Consider the following 17,085-nt stretch of genomic DNA (forward strand, 5'->3'; position numbering starts at 1 on the left):
GTTTTCGGCCTAGCATATTTTCCGGCGTTGTATGATTTAGCATCTCCGACATAATATCTTCCATATTGTAAAGACAGAAAGTGTTATGAGCGTGGTTATTTTGAAGCGCGATATTATATACTTCATCAAAGCCTACACCCCATTTTTCTAGTAGAGAATTTGTGACTTTAATCTGTCCGTAATTATCGTTTCTGTCGCTTATAATTAAAGTGCAATAGGCTGCTAAGTCTTCCATTCCTCGGTAAGGAATGTCACTTAACATTTCCAGACTTTTTGTAGCGTTTACAACTCCTAGGCCTAGATTATTCTTAACCTTCTCGAACTCATGAATATTACTGATGTTTAACTTTTTCTGGGCGTCTTTATTGGTTTCGTAGATTTGAATCAACTCCTTTACAATAGATTCTATATCTTTCCCTTTTTGGTAATCATCAAAGTAGGGGTCTAAGTAGATGACAGGTGCAATCTCGCTTTGCGCGTCTCGAATTATTACTCCTTGGCGACTAACATCGTTTCTTTTCAAAACATTATTTAAATGAACAGTTGCTGTTATGCCGTGGTCCGCAATATAGTCCCTTAACTCTTCCTCAATATCTTTCGCAAACTGATTAAACATGCTTCTTTCCTCCTTCCTGCTTTAGTCTCTGGTAATAGGTTTCCAAGTTCGTTTGTTTCTTTTTGCTGTCAATTTCCAACATTATCATTTGACTTCCTCCATCTTTGTGATTAAATTTAGGGCAAAGCGCATATTCTCGGCCGGCAGCTCTGGCCTTGCAATTCTTTTTAGTTGCTTTAAAGGTACGTCTTTCAAAGTAATCTCGCTTAACACTTCCATCTGCTCTTGATTAAAAGCACCACTTATAACATACTCCAACAACTCCTCAGCACTAGCTATACCTGATATCTTTCTTTGCTCTGCTTTTTCTATGGGTTTCTTTTTACCTTTTTCCTCGTATGCGGATTTTAAAAACAGAAGCATCTGAGCTTCTGTCTCACTTTTACTCTTTGAAAAATCAAAACTTAGAAATGACGCTCTGCTCATCTGATAAATCTCTAACTTTTCTCCGTCCCGTTTACAAGCCTCGTAATACTCTCGACTCTTATCATTTAGGGGCGTGAAGCCTTCGTATAGCTCCTTTGTTACTAAACGGTTATCTTCCCGCTCAATCCAAACATCTTGATTATACTTACCAAAGGACATAACCTTTTCTCGTATCTTTTTATGTTTGCCATAGTAGTCCCACTTTTTGTCCTTGACGGAATACTCTCCTTTTATCCGAACCAGGCACTCGTCTTTAAGCATAGATACTTCTTCTGGTAAGATTAACCGTCGACCCATCACATCGTAGTTAGCATTACTTGATCCATGGCCGCCTTTACTTTCTCCTTGGCTTCTTTTCTCAATGGTCTTTTCACCTGCCTGTTCGCTCATATGCTTATGGGAGGAGGGCTCGTTGCCACCTAAAAAAACCACCGTATCGCAGTTCCCGTACACACCTTCCCACTTATCTTCTCGGTACGCCACCTTCAGCTGAGCTAAGGATTGTAAGAGAATGGCACAATAGATGTCCCGGCTCCGGCAAGTGGCTAGAATCTTTTCAAAGGCGGCGGGCATCTTGATATTGGCAAACTCGTCTAACCACAGGCCCACCGGTATTGGACACTTGCCCCCATTTAGCCTAGCTTGCCGGTAGAGCTCTTGAAAGAGCTGGGTATAAAGAAGCCCAGGGATAAAGTTATAGGTATCGTCATCGTCTGGGATGCAGCAAAACAGACTTGTCTTAATGTCGGTGTTTCCGTGAAGCCCTGCTGCTAGTGACGGCAAATCAATATCATCCCCATCAAGAATCCGCAATAGTTCTTCATTATCAAAGGGATCAAATCTTGCATTAGCGGACACGATAATACTGCGAACAGTGTCCCCAGCACCTCTAATACAACGTCTGTAACTACGAACTGCGGGATGGTTCTCCCCCTTTTCTCTGGCTAGTTTGTTCATTCGCACGTCAAGGGGCGACTTAACCTCGGGATCATGGTGTACCCTCGCTTCGTCTAGTAAGTGAAGAACGCTACGGAAGGTTTTCTCTAGATACACATCTTCAATGACTCCGTTTTCTAGGCGTCGTTGTTCTTTTCGTGGACACTCCGTCCACACATAAAAAAAGATGCTAGAAAGGTACATTTTTTCAGCTTTTTCCCAAAATGGGTCTGAATGATTAGCATTCTCCTGGGTAGTATTGGCCATTAGATTGGTTACTAACTTATTCACGTCACTGGCCTTCCTTAAATATCGAAAAGGATTATACCGACAAGACTTGTTCATCTCCACAAGATTTAGCGATAGCACCCGGCGTCCTATGGCCATAAGATAGTTCCCACACTCTTCTGCTAAAGTTCCCTTGGGATCTGTATACACGTTACTTCCATAATTCGTTAACAGGTTGGGAATTACCACATAGGCGGTTTTGCCAGAACCTGAACCACCGATAACTAGCAGGTTATTATTTAGTTTTGTGTGTCTAGTATCATAAGAGACTCTTAAGGCCTCCGAGAGGACACGATTTTCTTCTCCTGGTCTTTTGTAGGAAAAGCACAAAAAATGACAAGTCACAAGACTTGCCAAACTTCGATTTATTTTCTTTATACTCCCCCACTTACTGGTGCCGTGCTCTTCTCCAATGCGCAAATCATGAAGGGTGGTATAGTGCCAAATCGCTACTAGAAACCAGATAAATACTGCCACCAGTATGCAGTACCCGCTTTTATCGTTCCAGTATAGCCGTTCCAGTGGGTGAGTTAATACATGCAGGGCTATCCTATCGTAGGTGCTTAAATTCACACCAGGAACGATAAATAACCCCGATAGACAATAGGCAACATAAAAAAATAGTAGTAAAATAATTCCCCAGCTAATCCCCCAGCCTATCTTTTGTCGTTTACTTGGTGGCATTTATCTCACTCCCTTCCCCTTTAATATCACCTCCTTTCATGAACATTCTCATAACTTGTTCCATGCGACGAACTTCCATCTCTGGACTAGCTAGCTTTAATAAAATGCTCCTTTTTAGTCCGGCTTGATAAGCTTCCGTCAAGATGCCAATCTGCTCTAAGGAAAATCTTGGGTTTACTAGAACCTCTAAAAACCAATCCGGGATGGACTCCCGCTTCCTGTGAAAGGAAAGGCTCTGCCGCTTTCTTCTGGGCGTATCCTCCCTTGCTCTTTCAAGGACTTGGTTTCTGGACTCCAACGCGCTTAGCTGTTCTTTTAAATGATTACATTTTCTTTCATAGTCCTGTACTTTTAGGCTCTCCTCTCCCTTTTGCCGGTCACTGACTAATAGCTGCTCTTTCAAGGATTTATTCTCAGTAGCGACAACTTGCAGCTCTTCTTTTAACTGAGTATTCTCTATCTCCAACCGCTGGGATATCTGGTCGAAGAAGTTCTGCTGGGTCTCGATTCTGGTTTCTAAAAGGGATAATTGGGCATGAATCTTCTGGATATAAGCACCATTAACAACCTCTGGATTTTTAACACCTGCCTTACTGTTAAAATATTGAATCTTAGCTTCTAGCATGGCTTCCGGGCTTTTACTTTTTAAGGCAATCTTTTCTAGAATATAAGGCTTAGGAATCCCTTCTTCGATGGCTACACGAATTGCCTGCATCTGCAACGAGCTATAGTCACTGGTAGCATAAAGTAATATCTGCTCTTCACTTAGCCCGTGCTCAAAACCGGTACGGATTTCTCGTTTAATAGCTTCTCGCTCTTCCTCAGACTTTCCTTTAAAAAGGTTACCCTTAGTTTTAAGAAACCGTCCGGCTTCCGTTTTCACTTCTATCATAGGCTAATTCCCTGGCGGAAGTTGCGATTCGGTAACTCAATATCCTTTTCTCTTTTCGTTGCCCTTTCTACTTCTTTTACCTGATCCCTAAGTGCTTCTTTCTTTGCCGAGAGCTCTTCTACGTATTTTATGTACTCCGAAGTGAGCCCTCGTTCCTCAATAAACTTCTCCATATATACAATTCTGTCTTGTATCCTTCTGATTAAATCTTCTAATTCTTTCGTTGTTGCCATAACTTCTCCTTTCACCTAACAAGTTCCTTTTCCACCTTCCACTCCTTAAATAGACTTTCTTCGCTTACCGAGTAGGTGTCACTAATAAACTGGATGGTCCGAAGCTCCTTTCTCACTTCTTTTAATTTTTGCAGGCGCTCTTTCCTTTGCTCCTCACCTCCTTTCTTCTTAAGCTGCCGGCAATCTGCATTCAGCATTTTCTTTTTTAATTCAAAGCTTTCCTTTAGCTGTATAAGTTGCTCTAGTGTTTGGATTTTATATTTATCAGTTAATTGCAGACTGTCCATGTGCTTATCCAGTTCCTTTATGTCCTGCCGGTACTTCCAAGGCTTTATCTTTGGGTAGGTAGCAAAGAGACGATTATTCCATGTACATAAAAAGATGCACTTTCGGTAATAGTAGCTCGCTAACCTTGGCATACGCTTTCGATAATACCGGGAATGCAAAAGCTCCCGGTACGTAGTAACGTCCGAGAGCATCTCTTCAATATCCTTTAATAATTCCTTGTCAGCAATTTGCTTCTTTATATCCTCTACGCTGTAGCCTGCACCTAACCGGTAGTTCCGTCTAGCTTTCCCCATTCCTTCACACTGGATAGAAAAGTAGGGACCATACCGGCTACTATTTCCTTCCCGGATTTGGTAGCCATTATCCCTTAATATCTTTAAAAACTCATTATAATCCCCTGCTGCCTGCATCGCCTCTTGAAGGTTTTGGCGGATTAAATTATCCCAACTCTTATGTCCTTGTTTCTTCTGCCACTTTTCTTTTCCCGTAGTGCGCCTATTTAATCGTCCCTCTTTATCTTGAAGAGTAATGTAACTTAAACCGTTCGCGATACAGATATCATTAAGAATCGGCAGAATATCCTTTTCCCAGTCGCCGGCTTTATAATGGTATTTATAGCCATTCCTAGAAAGGCTGTTAAATAGGATATGGCTATGCTTGTGCTCCTGGTCGTCATGAGTGGTAAAGACTACATCGTAACGATCGCCAATGTAACGGTCTACAAACTGGCCCGTTAGCTCATGAGCTTCTTCCGCCGTTACTTCTCCTGGAGGAAAAGAAAGGACAAAGTGATAAGCCACTCTGCCCCAGTTCTTTCCATAAAATTCTTTTGTTTCTATCATTAATTCATAAATTTCATCAGCGGTGATTCCCGCGTTGCCGCCGATGAGTAATCCGCCTTTGGTCTTTTCGCCATTGTGTCCCGGCTGCATATCCAAGATGTAGAGAATGGCACCATAGAGACCGGCGGATGGGTTTCGACCTTTTCCTTCTTTAAGGTGGTCTAGTTTGATGATTGCCATATGTCACCTCCATGTCATGAGTTTCGATTATAAACCACGAGTATAATATAATACTAAGACTTCTATACAATTTGCATCTTGGCCCTAACAGATAGTACCTAAATATGAAATTCTCACCTAATCATCTATGTCTGTTCCTATATTAACTACTGCTTTGATTTGCTGACCCCTTCCAATTACGTAAGGCTACTACATTGCCTTATGGCATTAGTTTTCCTCCTTTTGGAACAAGTTAATAGCCGCTCCTTAATAGGAACGGCTATGTAAAACAATTTATAAAATTCTGTTGTCCTTAATTAATAGGGAATTTCTATTTCCATTGTAGGCGTTGTTCGTGTCTCTATTTTAGTGATAACTGATGTATATAAGTCTGTCTCAACATTTGGAGTCTCGATAGAAACCACTAATGAATATCGTATTTTTTCTTTGTACTTATTGAGATACGATCGTTCACGCCACCAACCAATAACAGGATATACAGCAATCATATTTGCATCACATAGATTTACCGCTAAATCTTCACAAAAGTCAGAATGTATTGAACCAACATCACGATTTTGCACGCCCAAATACCAATCTCTACTACTTCCGTCACCGCTATCTTTTTTATCATCGCCACGCATCTTGACATTAATACGCTTTTTAAAGTCCTCCTCATTTTCATTAGAATTAATAACATCAAAGCGTAACCCACATGAAGGGTATCTATATTTATCCTTCCACCCCACTTCACCTGGTCCCGGCTCCACGAAATAAGAAAGTGTAACTTTAATAATAGCCTTTACTTCACCCAAAGATTCAAGAACCTCTCTTGGCCATGGAATTGTGTGTAAATCCATTTCATTCATACTGTCTTTTGTAAACGGTTGTAATGTCCCTTGAATTACTAAATTCACCGAATTACTCACACACTGTATCGCCTTAGACAAATTGGGAACCCCATATCCACATGCTCTCAACAATTGTCTACGTCCTTTTGTCTTAGTATCTTCTTTACAAAACTGTTTATACATTTTTTCTGTCCAACTCGCCGAATGGACTAGCAAGGCTCTGACTGTTTCAGGCCATATATTAGGATACTCGGCATAAATCTGCGCCGCCATCCATGATGCCTGAGCTGCTGCCGAACTTGTACCCCAGATAGTTGAAAAAGGTCGTGTTAAATGATTATCACCTGTAGTTAACAACGATAAATCTTCACACTCCGTGTAGTCCACACCATTTGTAGCCATATTACCGCCATCTAACAATATCTCTGGCTTAATTGGCCATTTACTATTCCATGATATAGAGGTAGAACTATACGGCGCTAATTCCCCCACGTCTGCAACAGGATAGAACCCTTTATAACTGGACCCTATAATATTTATATCATTTGTCATGGCTCCAACCGTTATTGCATTCCAAGCCTGTCCTGGGTTTTCTATTCCATGAACAATGCTCGCTTCTGGATATTCAAGACTTTCTAATTCATTAGGACAAACATTGCCACCACTAATGATAAACAGCCTCTTTTGTCCATTTTCATTAGCACCTGATGTTATATTGTCTATAGCTGCTGACCACGATGTTGGACTCCCATCTCCAGTATTATAGTATGGTGATGTTACCGCCATACATATAGTTCTTTCTACATGTGGGTTTGACAGTTCCGCAACGGCAACGGCTTGCTCAGTTATTGCACCATATAATTTAATTGGATTTTCTCCATGAGGTGGCAAAATCTTTACAGATTCAATTTTATGATTTATATTTACGTCCGATCCATCAACCAGTGTCTCTTTCAAATCATTATATAGTGCTATCCCGGCCATTTCTGTTCCATGTCCATAATGATCATCACTTCCCCATGATTGAATGACGCTCTGTACAGTGTCTGAATCTTTTATCGCCGGAGCAAGAAGTGGATGTCCCCCATTTAGTCCTGTATCTAGCAAACATATAGATGTATTACTATCTGAATAATGTGTCCTTTTTGCAAGTTCTTCTACCCACTCCCTCTGTTCAGCCGTCTGTAATTCATTAAAGAAATCTGTTGGTTCTGGTGCCCTGCGAAATTCTGCTATATATTCACAAGTACTAATCAAATTCGTAAGTTGCGTTTTATTCGCCCTTATCAAAAAAACTATTCTTTCTGGAAAGTGAAGCTCTTTCTCGTCCCTCTCTATGTCCAAAAGCTCGCAACATTTTACTAAACTTGCTCGTGCATCCTCCATTGATGAAATAACTTTATCTTTTCGAGTTGAAATATCATAACGAATCCATACCTCACACCAGCACGGCTCCAATTCTGGAATATCCGCTTCCAAACCAATCCAAAAGGAGTCCAACATAGCAAGTCTTATATTCTCAATACTGCTAATCAGGTCATTATTCTTAGGCTTACCACTCTTCTTATTAACTTCAGTTAAATATGCTCCAGCTTTATCCAGAAAAAATGCTTCTTTTCCTGCTGGAATATATACTGTCGCCTTAACTATTTCCTTTTCATCATCTAGTTTTACATTTAAAAGACGTATCCCTTGAATTCTATTTTCCAAGCTCTTTATAGCCATGTCATGTTTGGCTGCGCCCGAAAATTCAAGGTAAACGCCTTCTTTATACCGTATAGCTGCTGCCTGCTTTTGAACATCTGATCGCTCATAACAAGCCTTTAGGCTCCTTGTAATAAATGCACCATGTGCCTTAGTGTTATCTCGCTTAGGGTAATTCGCTCCTATTACCGCCGATCTAGAAACATAGGGAATCGATACATTTGTATTATTTAGAAAAATATTCCTTTTTTCGACTGTCAATCACTATGCCTCCTTCTTGTTATATATTCTTAACCTTTCTTCTACCAAACTCAACAATTTAGACTGCGTAATTTCACAATTATCCAGTATTGATTCCTTAATAGCATCTTCACATACCCTAATTATCTCAGCATGACTTAATACTATCGATTTTTCAACCAATTTTTTAGACGGAGCAAAAGTACTCTGAAAAGATGCAATTTTATATTCATATAAATGTTTAACTTCACTTTCCGTTGGCATAGGATAATGCAGCACATCATCAAAACGCCTAAATAATGCTTGATCAAGTAGCTTCTGATTATTTGTAGCTGCAACAATAATACTATCCGACGAATCTTGTTCTATAAATTGGAGAAATGAATTCAAAATTCTTCGCATTTCTCCCACCTCATTATCCAGACTTCTATCAGCACCAATTGCATCAAATTCATCAAACAGATAAACCCCTACGGAATTTTCTACCGAATCAAATATCTGTCTTAATTTTGTACTAGTTTCACCCATGAATTTTGTTACTAGTTTATCCATTTGAACAATATAAAGAGGCAACCTTGTTTCAGATGCTATTATAGAAGCTGTAAAAGTTTTTCCTGTCCCCGGTTTTCCCTCAATGAGAATTTTCCGCCGGTTGCTCATGCCATAGCTTTTCAACTTATTTCTATTTTTATACTCATTTAAAATTCTTTGAATCCGCTCTCTGATATCGTCAGATACAATCAAATCTTCTAGTCGATCATTTGGAAAAGACATCTCCAACATTGGGTTTGCTAGTTGCTGATTAAAATTAAAAATGTTTGCCTTTTTGCTACCTGTTTTATCAGCAAGTTTTTTCAACTCGCGTGCAAAGGAATCATGGTTTAACTTTGCCTCATATGCAGCGATTTGCAATACTACTGTTTTAAATTTCTCATTGTCATTATCGTTGTGTGCTTTAATTAAACTTTTAAGCTGATCTGCTGTAGCCACTTAAACCACCTCCTTACACCACTTATTTGTAAACTTAATTATATCTATTATGCCAAAGAAAGTCAATGAATGTGCGCTTCTCCGCATATTGTATGCTAACCATTTCTCTGCTTTACATTCATATATTTTTCTCTTTTATCATTGGCAAAACTCTTTTTATAAAACATACTGTTAACATTACATATTTAAGATTTTGCACCATAAACCTTGAAAAAACAATATGACAACTTGCATTACATCATAGTCATATAATATTAAGAACTTTGTTAATTCTTTCTAGATTCTGTCTTCGTTATGTTGGATAATATTGATAATCTGGCTCTCTAGCAATCTAATAACTATTAGTAACTGCCCATCCATCGCAAATAGACGCTCTAATTCCGGCTCACAAGTTTGCAAATGCCGATCCAATCTGATTATTATTGCTCTTAACTCATACCGTATTTTCTGCAACACTTCTTTATCTTCTCTTGACAACGAAGTTTGCCTATTTTGACATATCAAATGCCGAATATACTCACTTATATTACCATACTTTTGAGATCTATGTTTGAGCAATTCGTACGTAGCCTCATCTAGTCGAAATACAATACTCTTTTTTTTCCGATTCATTTTATGATAAATTGGCTTTTCCTCCTTCTTCTCTCAATGATAAATTCTTTGCGCCCTAACTTGTTATGCTCGCCTCAAGCAAATGAAGCGCTTGACCTAAGTAAAACAGAATAGATTTAAACAAGATACGCATTATGTAATACAAATGCATCTTGCTAGGGGAGTTCCCCTAATACCCCCAGAGCGAGCTCGTCTCAATTTTTCCTTGATAATCTCCACAAACTTCAATATTCATATAACATGATAACAGGCCTTCCTTGTATCTACATCTTGAGGTACACCATCATATCTACTGATTATATTCTGAATTCCATCTGTGATTCATTTAAATCAAATCCATTTAATCCCTGTTTGACTTCAATAATTTTTCGATATCGATTCGATAAAATATCATCATATTCTATGTATATATCAAATTCTTTTCCTGGTTTAGATTTAAGCAAACTCAAAGCATATAGGCTCTGGTCATCTTTAGCTATTTGCTGAACTCTCCCCCTTCTATCGTAATTTGAACTTTCTATTTGTACACTTCTTTCCATTAGTGAAACTTCAATATTTCTAGCAATTCCCAACCCATCATTCTTCATTAGCAATGGTAAGGATAATGGCAATTCTTTATAATCCCCTAATGTCTTCGAGCTTTTAAAATCAAAATCAATCATTGCGTTCATAAGATATTCTGAGTCAAGGTATGATAAATCTGTGCTAACTGATAATATTGGCAATACGCTTAATCGCCTTTCCTCTCCGTTCCTTCTGGCCTCATATTTTAATGTAACTGCTAATGCTCCAAATGTTACAGCTCCGCCAATAATAGAACCATAAAATTCTAATGCACTTCCCGCTTCCCATTCGGCTCTTAATAGAGGATGTGGTGCTGGTATTATGAACAACCAGTTAATAAATAATGGAACCGCAAACAATGACACTATGATAATCCCAACCCAAAACAAGATTTTTTTTATCACTCTATCCCTCCTCATATTTTTTCTCCAAAATATAATATCATTCCTACTGCCATTCTACAAATAGTAGCGCACCTCTTCCTCTTGTTATTAATCCTATTTTCCGTGACTTCTAATTCAATTTACTATTCCGCTCCCTCATAATAACCAAAGACATACTCCTTCGTCTCCTCATCATAAAGCCCTTCTATTCTGGATTGTTCCTCATTGTCTATGCGCAGATAAAACCTGTGTGCTTTAATCACCTTGTCGTAGATATCCTTGCCCTCTATGCTAACTTTTGTATACTCGCCGTAATAGTCTGCTAGCTGGATATACCTTTCAAGCTCACTTTTAAATTCTTCCCGGCTGTCACTACTTTCTAGGAAAGACAAAAGACTTAAGCCTTTATAACCTACTTCCATAACCTCTTGTTTATCTACCTCTACAGGATACTCATGTAGCTCTTCGATTCTAACTTTCTGTTCTTGTTGCTCTTCTTGCCTCTTAGCCTGATTGCTTTTTATACGACCTATCATTGCTCCAATAATAAGACCAAATAGTAAGGTGACAATAATCGCGCCGGCTAAGATCTTTAAAATAAATCGTTTCTTCTTTCTTTGAATCTCCCATTCTTTCATCGGCATCGCTCTCCTATCTCTTTAACCCTTTGCTCTGCCACATGAGCCCTTATCTTTCTGGCTTTTAGTTCCTCCACATAATCATCCGCGGCCTCTTTACTCTTAAAGGCCGCCAGCAGTTCCATATGTGCTTCCCTAGTAATCCCCAGATCTATGCCCGCAGTATGTTCTTTATACACAAGATATGGCAAGCTATTTTCTAACACTCTTCCTCACCCACTTTCCTTCCACTATAATCCATCATTTTCACCTGAATCTTATCCTTATTTACTACCTGCCGCATAAAGCGGTCAGCATTACGTTTCTCTAGAAACCCAGCAATCATACGATACCTTGGGTTCTCCGCAACCCCTATATCTACCTCAAAGGTTAGAACCTCGTAGACAACATAGGGAAATAAAAGTTTGCCCATAAGCTCACCTCCTTGTTAAACCTGTTCTTTTTACTGGTTCTTATAACGGTTATAATACTCGTTGTCGTATTTATATCTGTTTTCCATAGCTGGTATGCCCGCTCTTTCAAAGGCCTTCTCGAAAGCTAGTGTCGCCTGATTTACATCCGTCATGGACTTAAGTCCTACTAGTCCCCCGTAGTCCCGATTTAGAATAAATACGGTTGTGGCTTCGCCGCCATTTAGTTCAAAATACAAGTGCTCTAGCTGAGGCTCTATCGTATCCCAAGTAGTACCCATACTCGCGGCACGACTTTCTAGATTCTGAAAGCGATTCGAACCTACTGTCCACTGCGCAATCCCTCTACCTGGTCCGCCGCCGTGCTGATAGCACTTAGGGTCTAGACCTGATTCTTGCCGTAAGTTTCCCATAATCCCGGCGGCACTTTCTGGACTAAAACCTTTCCCTCTTAAAAAGTTCCAAGTAATCTCCTCGTTGGTATTTCCCTCAAAGTCGCTTAATTCTTCAGGATAATTCGGTACGCAATATCCTGAAATGCCACCATAAGACAAAGGGTAGGTTCTCGTCGCGACGATATCACCGGTGTTGCCTTCGATAGTAATTACTTGATTGCCTTTTACGTACTGGACGATACCAATGTGACTCATTCCGTTTTCAAAGATAATCAGGTCGCCGGCTTTTGGTGTGTAGCTATCCTTTTTCATATAAAGATTACGCTTATCATACCAACTACGATACTGAGCTACCGAAGCGCTCTTAGGGAAAATGTCATTCTCTATATAATCGCACTGGTCAGCACACCAGCTTACAAAGCAGGCACACCACTCTTCTCGGCTCTTAAACCCAAACCAGGACCAGTACTTATCTCCACCTCTTTGATCTCCTTCCTTCTCCTGGGCTAAAGCTACCTCCACTAGCTTTTTACCGCCGTCACTTTGACTAGCACTAGCAATCACCATCAAAAGAAGACTAGCAGATAGCATCACCACTACTAGCACTGCCAGTAGTATCGGCACCACCGCGGCCACGGCTAGGCTAGCTTTTGGACCAGCCACCATTGCCACACCCTCTCCTAGACTGCCTCCTGCACTTACTGCCTTTTTGAAGTCATCAGCCATCATTCTTTCAATAACTTCTTCTCTACCTCGTTCTTTTCGGTGCTCTTTCTTTCTGCTATCCATAGTAGCTAGCTTCGTGGCCGATCTAGTAATCTTTGCCTCGGCACCAGAGAAGCTGCTTGTTGTTTGCGAAACAGTGCTAGTATTCTCTTTGGATAATTCTTTACCTGCTTTCTTATTTCCTGCTAGTACCATTTCTGACTTCTGGCGCCTCTCGCCTAGGTAGTTCTCTGTGGCTTTCTCTAAGTAGTGTTGTTTCTGCTGGGGGCTTAGGCGGTTCCACTGACGTCTCTCCTTCTTGTTTAAGTATCTTTGAGGCCGGTAGCCTGTTTGGCCAAAAAGTAGCTTCTGGAAGCTTTCCTCTGTTTGGGTTTTCTTTCCTTTTCCCTTATTAGCATTAAAGCGCTGTTCTTCAAATAACTTCATCAAAGCACCTCTCGTAATTTGGCGATACTGGCTTCTCCGTTTCTCTCCATCCTTTCTAGCTCTTCCTCCTCTTTTAGGCGATGCTCCTCTTCTTTTCTGGCAATTAACTCTTTTAGCTCCTGCATGCGCTTTTGTTTTTGACGACTTTCTTTAGGATCGGTAGTAAAGAGCCAGTAGAGGATATTGTCCGGGTCAATACGAGCATCAAAAATCACTTTCGTATTGCCAAACTTCATTAGCCCCATCCCTTTATGCTTAGCGTCCACATATTGCATTTCGGTGTCGGTTAAGTCAATAATCTCTGGTAAATCTTGCCGATCTGTTTTTGACAGAGAAAGAATTCCGATTACATCGGAGTTAGCCACCATGGTTTTGGCCTGCTTGCTCATAATGGAGTCGCTGATGTTCTGGGTTATTCCCGTGGTAATCCCGCCATCCTTTCTGGCCACCTTCCATAGCTTTTCCCAGGCAAGGGCAAACTCTGGATCATCAAAGACTACGTGTAGTTCATCCCCGTAGACTCTCGTTGCCTTATGATTCTTTTTGTTATAGGTAAGTCTGGTAGTCATTAGTTCAGTGATAATCATCATAGAAGGCTTCTTTAGGGTTTCTCCTAAGTCCCTAATACCAAAGACAACCATCCGGCTATTGATATCTACGTTGCTTTTATGGGCAAAGACATTAGACGAGCCACTTACATATAGCTCGAAGGCATCTAGGATGTCCCCAGCCTTCCCCCTTGGTTCCTCTGCTAAAAATCTTTGGTACTCAAGAAAAGTCGGTTCTGTCGTAATTCCTTGCTCGTCAAAGCTACGAAAGACCTCTTCGTATAAGCGACGTACAGAGCGGTCGATATAAGTGGCTTCATTTCCCTCTAGGCTTTTCTTTTTGATATAGGGAAAAAGACGCTGCATAAACACTCCCTTATCCGAGATAAAACCTTCACGCAGGGTATCGTCTAGGTAAACGTCTTCTGGTATCCATAGCGGATTGATATGCGTTTCTGTACGGTTACTAAAGTTAATCACCTGTCCGCCATAAAATTCGCAGATATCAAAATATTCATTGGCCGGGTCAAGCACCAAGACATCATCGTAGGTGTAGTTAAGCACTTGTACGATTTCTAGTTTGACAAAAAAGGACTTGCCGCTCCCTGGTGGAGCATAGATAAAGCCATTACCGTTCTTTAGGTTTTTCTTATTGGCAAAGATTAGAGTTTTGGAGCCTTGATTAATCCCATAGAACGCGGCTCCTTTCCCCCTGTCATTTAATTCTGCCACGTGATAGGGACAAAAGGCCGTTATACTACTTACCTTCATGGGACGAAGCACCGGTACCAGTCTTGCTGCCGTTGGAAGCATCGTCTGAAAGGCTTCTACTTGTTGCCCTCTTAGAACCTCTAGCTCCACATCTTCCATCGCTGCTTGTTGTTTTACTCGCTCTACTCGGCTATCTAATGCTTCTTGACTCCCAGCCTCAACATATACCAGCAAAGAGGTATAAAAATACACCTCATCATTTAGATGGGCGTTCTCTAATTCATCGGATATTTCTTGTTTTTGCTGACGCTTATCCCAGCTTGGATCTGTTAAAAAGGCGCCTCTTTGATTATTTTGTTGTTGCTGGCGGTCAATACTACCCTCTATATTCATCAGTTTCCTGCTTAGCATTTCCTTTGTATCAGACTTACTAAGCGGCGAAAAATCCATGGTAGCAATCACGGGAAAGCCTAAGCCTTTTACAAACTTCGTTAGAAAACCGCCGGGAAGTGCTTCGGGGTATTCTCTTGCTAAGAGCACGCAGCCATAACGCTCATCTAGGCGTAGCTGTTTCTTCTCAATGTTCATGGTCAGGGGCGCTAGTAAGTGCCTAAAATACTCTCGCTCTCTCCCTAGCTTTTCCCACGTGACGGGAAAACGCTCGTCTTCTGTCGCCCGGTAAATACCATGTAGTATTCGCAAACGACTCACCCCATCAATGGATATAAGCTCACTCTCTAGCTGATAAAAATAAGGCGTAATACTAGTTTCAAGGTTATTAAAAAATAGTACTGCCTCTTCCATGCTTTGTTTTACACAAGAGAGCACTAGATAGTACTGGTAATCGATGCGGTTATTTCCTAGCTTTCGCTTTTTCCCGATCACTTCGTTTAGCGCCTCGTTGGTTAGCGTGTAGATCACGCCTTCATGAAAGGGGTTTAACTGGCTCTCCTTTTTAATGGCTTCATCTGAGCGCTCAGTCCCAGCTACCATCACTTTAAAGGCGACCTTCATACCTCTAAGAATCTCCATCCAGACCTGCAACACTCTTCGCTTGCCCTCATCATCTTCTAAATCAAAGTTGATATCTGTAAAACGATACATCTTATCAAAAATCATCCCCTCTTTTTTATCAGGTTCTATCTGAAACACACCGTTTTCAGAAATCTTCGCAATCGGTATGTAAAAGCCGGTATCTTTTGGGTATTCGTTCTTCCTAATCTGATACACCGGCACACTACACTTTTTATAACTTTTAAATGTCCGCTTTCCCATTATATTTATCTCCTCTTTTCCTGAATCTTTTCTTTTTTGGTTCTATCAGCCCCTCATAGCGAATATCCTTTTCCTGCGAAAACTCTCTAGAAGCGTACTGAATGGTTGGCGTAAACTTTAATCGCCAACTCCTTTTTGCTATTTCAATAAAACCCACGCCCATACGCCTGGCTGGAAAAAAACCGATAAGTCCTACAAATACATCTAGGGGTAGGATAATGTATATCCCCAGCAGGACAGGAATCTCAAAGAGGAATAGACAGCTAAGGACACCTCCTAGATTTAAAACTAGTAATAGCCCTAAGCTTATCGTTTCCCGCTTATTAAGGCCTCTAAAGAAGTCATCTTTATATTGTTCAAAATCGCGATTTATTTCAATTTTCATTTGCTACCTCCGTTAATGCATCCCTAAGAACTTTCTAAATATGGCGCCAGAGCCTCTTACCGCACTGCTCATTAGCACCATCTTAAACGCTGGTTCAATAATAGACATCAAGGTATCTACTACTCCTGAACCTGGAAACAGTGGAATCGCCATGATAGGAACGCAAATCCCAATGGCAAGGATCATAAAGGATGCTTCTAGGATTACTGCTAAAAACTCCTGGAGCCAACTACTAGCCGTCCTAGATAGCTCTCTCCCACCGGCAATCGTCGCAATGGCTAAAGCTCCCGTAGGTGCTGCGAAGACAATCTTAACAATCCGCTGAAACACGGATAAGCAGATGGAAGCTCCGCAGGTTAAGGCGGCTATAAAAAACAGGATGCCGATAATGGTACCTGCAAACATTAGACTTCCGCTTTGTAGATACTCAGAAGATGCCTGCAAATGACCATAGGCGCTTCCTGTCGCAAAACCCATACGATTGATTATCATCCTTGAGAGCGCCTGACCAGACTGAAACATGGCCATAATAAACGGCTTTAGCCCTACAATAACCGCCTGGCAAATACCTAGACGAATTAGGATAAGAATCAAACTTTCTAACTGAATAACCTGGCGGTAGTCACTTACATCTCTATATAGTCCTAAAAAGAAAAAAGTTACTACTAGGGCTGAGCCAACTGCTAGAAAAAGCGGGTATATATTGTCCATTACTACTGTCCATAGGTTCGCGTCTATCTCTTCTGGGGTTTTTACCAGAAAAGCTAAAGAGATATCCACAAAGGCATTCCAGACATCACATCCTAATTGATAGAGTATGTGACCGTTGATTAAGTTTTGGATATGGGTCATTTACTAGCCTC

The 17,085-nt window shown here is 40.6% G+C and carries 16 protein-coding genes; all 16 read right to left on the reverse strand.

Annotated features, from left to right (window positions below; genetic code table 11):
* The coding region (locus NHH16_RS12570) for a DUF5688 family protein (RefSeq protein WP_262069958.1) at positions 1–616 on the reverse strand (616 nt) is incomplete at its 3' end.
* 84 nt (positions 617–700) lie between these two features.
* Positions 701–2,950, reverse strand: a complete 2,250-nt coding sequence (locus tag NHH16_RS12575) for a VirD4-like conjugal transfer protein, CD1115 family (protein ID WP_262069959.1) — start codon at positions 2,948–2,950, stop codon at positions 701–703.
* Positions 2,937–3,842: a hypothetical protein gene (locus NHH16_RS12580; RefSeq protein ID WP_262069960.1), complete on the reverse strand. Its 906-nt coding sequence runs from the start codon at positions 3,840–3,842 to the stop codon at positions 2,937–2,939. Before NHH16_RS12580 ends, NHH16_RS12575 begins: the two co-directional genes overlap by 14 nt.
* Complete coding sequence (locus NHH16_RS12585) at positions 3,839–4,075, reverse strand: hypothetical protein (protein WP_262069961.1); 237 nt, start codon at positions 4,073–4,075, stop codon at positions 3,839–3,841. Before NHH16_RS12585 ends, NHH16_RS12580 begins: the two co-directional genes overlap by 4 nt.
* 11 nt (positions 4,076–4,086) lie before the next feature.
* On the reverse strand, positions 4,087–5,385 hold the full coding sequence (locus tag NHH16_RS12590; protein ID WP_262069962.1) for a relaxase/mobilization nuclease domain-containing protein: 1,299 nt from the start codon (positions 5,383–5,385) through the stop codon (positions 4,087–4,089).
* A 296-nt stretch (positions 5,386–5,681) separates the two neighbouring features.
* Entirely contained in the window at positions 5,682–8,180 is a 2,499-nt protein-coding gene (locus NHH16_RS12595; protein WP_262069963.1) for a S8 family peptidase, read from the reverse strand.
* Positions 8,181–8,183: 3 nt separating this feature from the next.
* Positions 8,184–9,149: an AAA family ATPase gene (locus tag NHH16_RS12600; RefSeq protein WP_262069964.1), complete on the reverse strand. Its 966-nt coding sequence runs from the start codon at positions 9,147–9,149 to the stop codon at positions 8,184–8,186.
* A gap of 276 nt (positions 9,150–9,425) precedes the next feature.
* A complete protein-coding gene (locus NHH16_RS12605) occupies positions 9,426–9,605 on the reverse strand; it encodes a hypothetical protein (protein ID WP_262069965.1) in 180 nt (59 codons plus the stop codon).
* Positions 9,606–10,057: 452 nt separating this feature from the next.
* A complete protein-coding gene (locus tag NHH16_RS12610; protein ID WP_262069966.1) occupies positions 10,058–10,729 on the reverse strand; it encodes a hypothetical protein in 672 nt (223 codons plus the stop codon).
* 122 nt (positions 10,730–10,851) lie between these two features.
* Complete coding sequence (locus NHH16_RS12615) at positions 10,852–11,346, reverse strand: YhcB family protein (RefSeq protein WP_262069967.1); 495 nt, start codon at positions 11,344–11,346, stop codon at positions 10,852–10,854.
* Entirely contained in the window at positions 11,343–11,552 is a 210-nt protein-coding gene (locus NHH16_RS12620; RefSeq protein WP_262069968.1) for a hypothetical protein, read from the reverse strand. Before NHH16_RS12620 ends, NHH16_RS12615 begins: the two co-directional genes overlap by 4 nt.
* Positions 11,546–11,758: a hypothetical protein gene (locus NHH16_RS12625; protein WP_262069969.1), complete on the reverse strand. Its 213-nt coding sequence runs from the start codon at positions 11,756–11,758 to the stop codon at positions 11,546–11,548. The genes NHH16_RS12620 and NHH16_RS12625 overlap by 7 nt, the downstream gene beginning before the upstream one ends.
* Before the next feature lie 30 nt (positions 11,759–11,788).
* A complete protein-coding gene (locus NHH16_RS12630; protein ID WP_262069970.1) occupies positions 11,789–13,303 on the reverse strand; it encodes a phage tail tip lysozyme in 1,515 nt (504 codons plus the stop codon).
* Entirely contained in the window at positions 13,303–15,837 is a 2,535-nt protein-coding gene (locus NHH16_RS12635) for a VirB4-like conjugal transfer ATPase, CD1110 family (protein WP_262069971.1), read from the reverse strand. The genes NHH16_RS12630 and NHH16_RS12635 overlap by 1 nt, the downstream gene beginning before the upstream one ends.
* Complete coding sequence (locus NHH16_RS12640; RefSeq protein ID WP_262069972.1) at positions 15,818–16,222, reverse strand: PrgI family mobile element protein; 405 nt, start codon at positions 16,220–16,222, stop codon at positions 15,818–15,820. The genes NHH16_RS12635 and NHH16_RS12640 overlap by 20 nt, the downstream gene beginning before the upstream one ends.
* Positions 16,223–16,234: 12 nt before the next feature.
* Positions 16,235–17,074, reverse strand: coding sequence for a hypothetical protein (locus NHH16_RS12645; protein ID WP_262069973.1), 840 nt, complete (start codon positions 17,072–17,074; stop codon positions 16,235–16,237).
* Between the last annotated feature and the right edge of the window lie 11 nt (positions 17,075–17,085).

The sequence above is a fragment of the Ohessyouella blattaphilus genome, from assembly GCF_024721265.1.
In the GTDB taxonomy this organism is placed as follows: Bacteria; Bacillota; Clostridia; order Lachnospirales; family Lachnospiraceae; genus Aequitasia; species Aequitasia blattaphilus_A.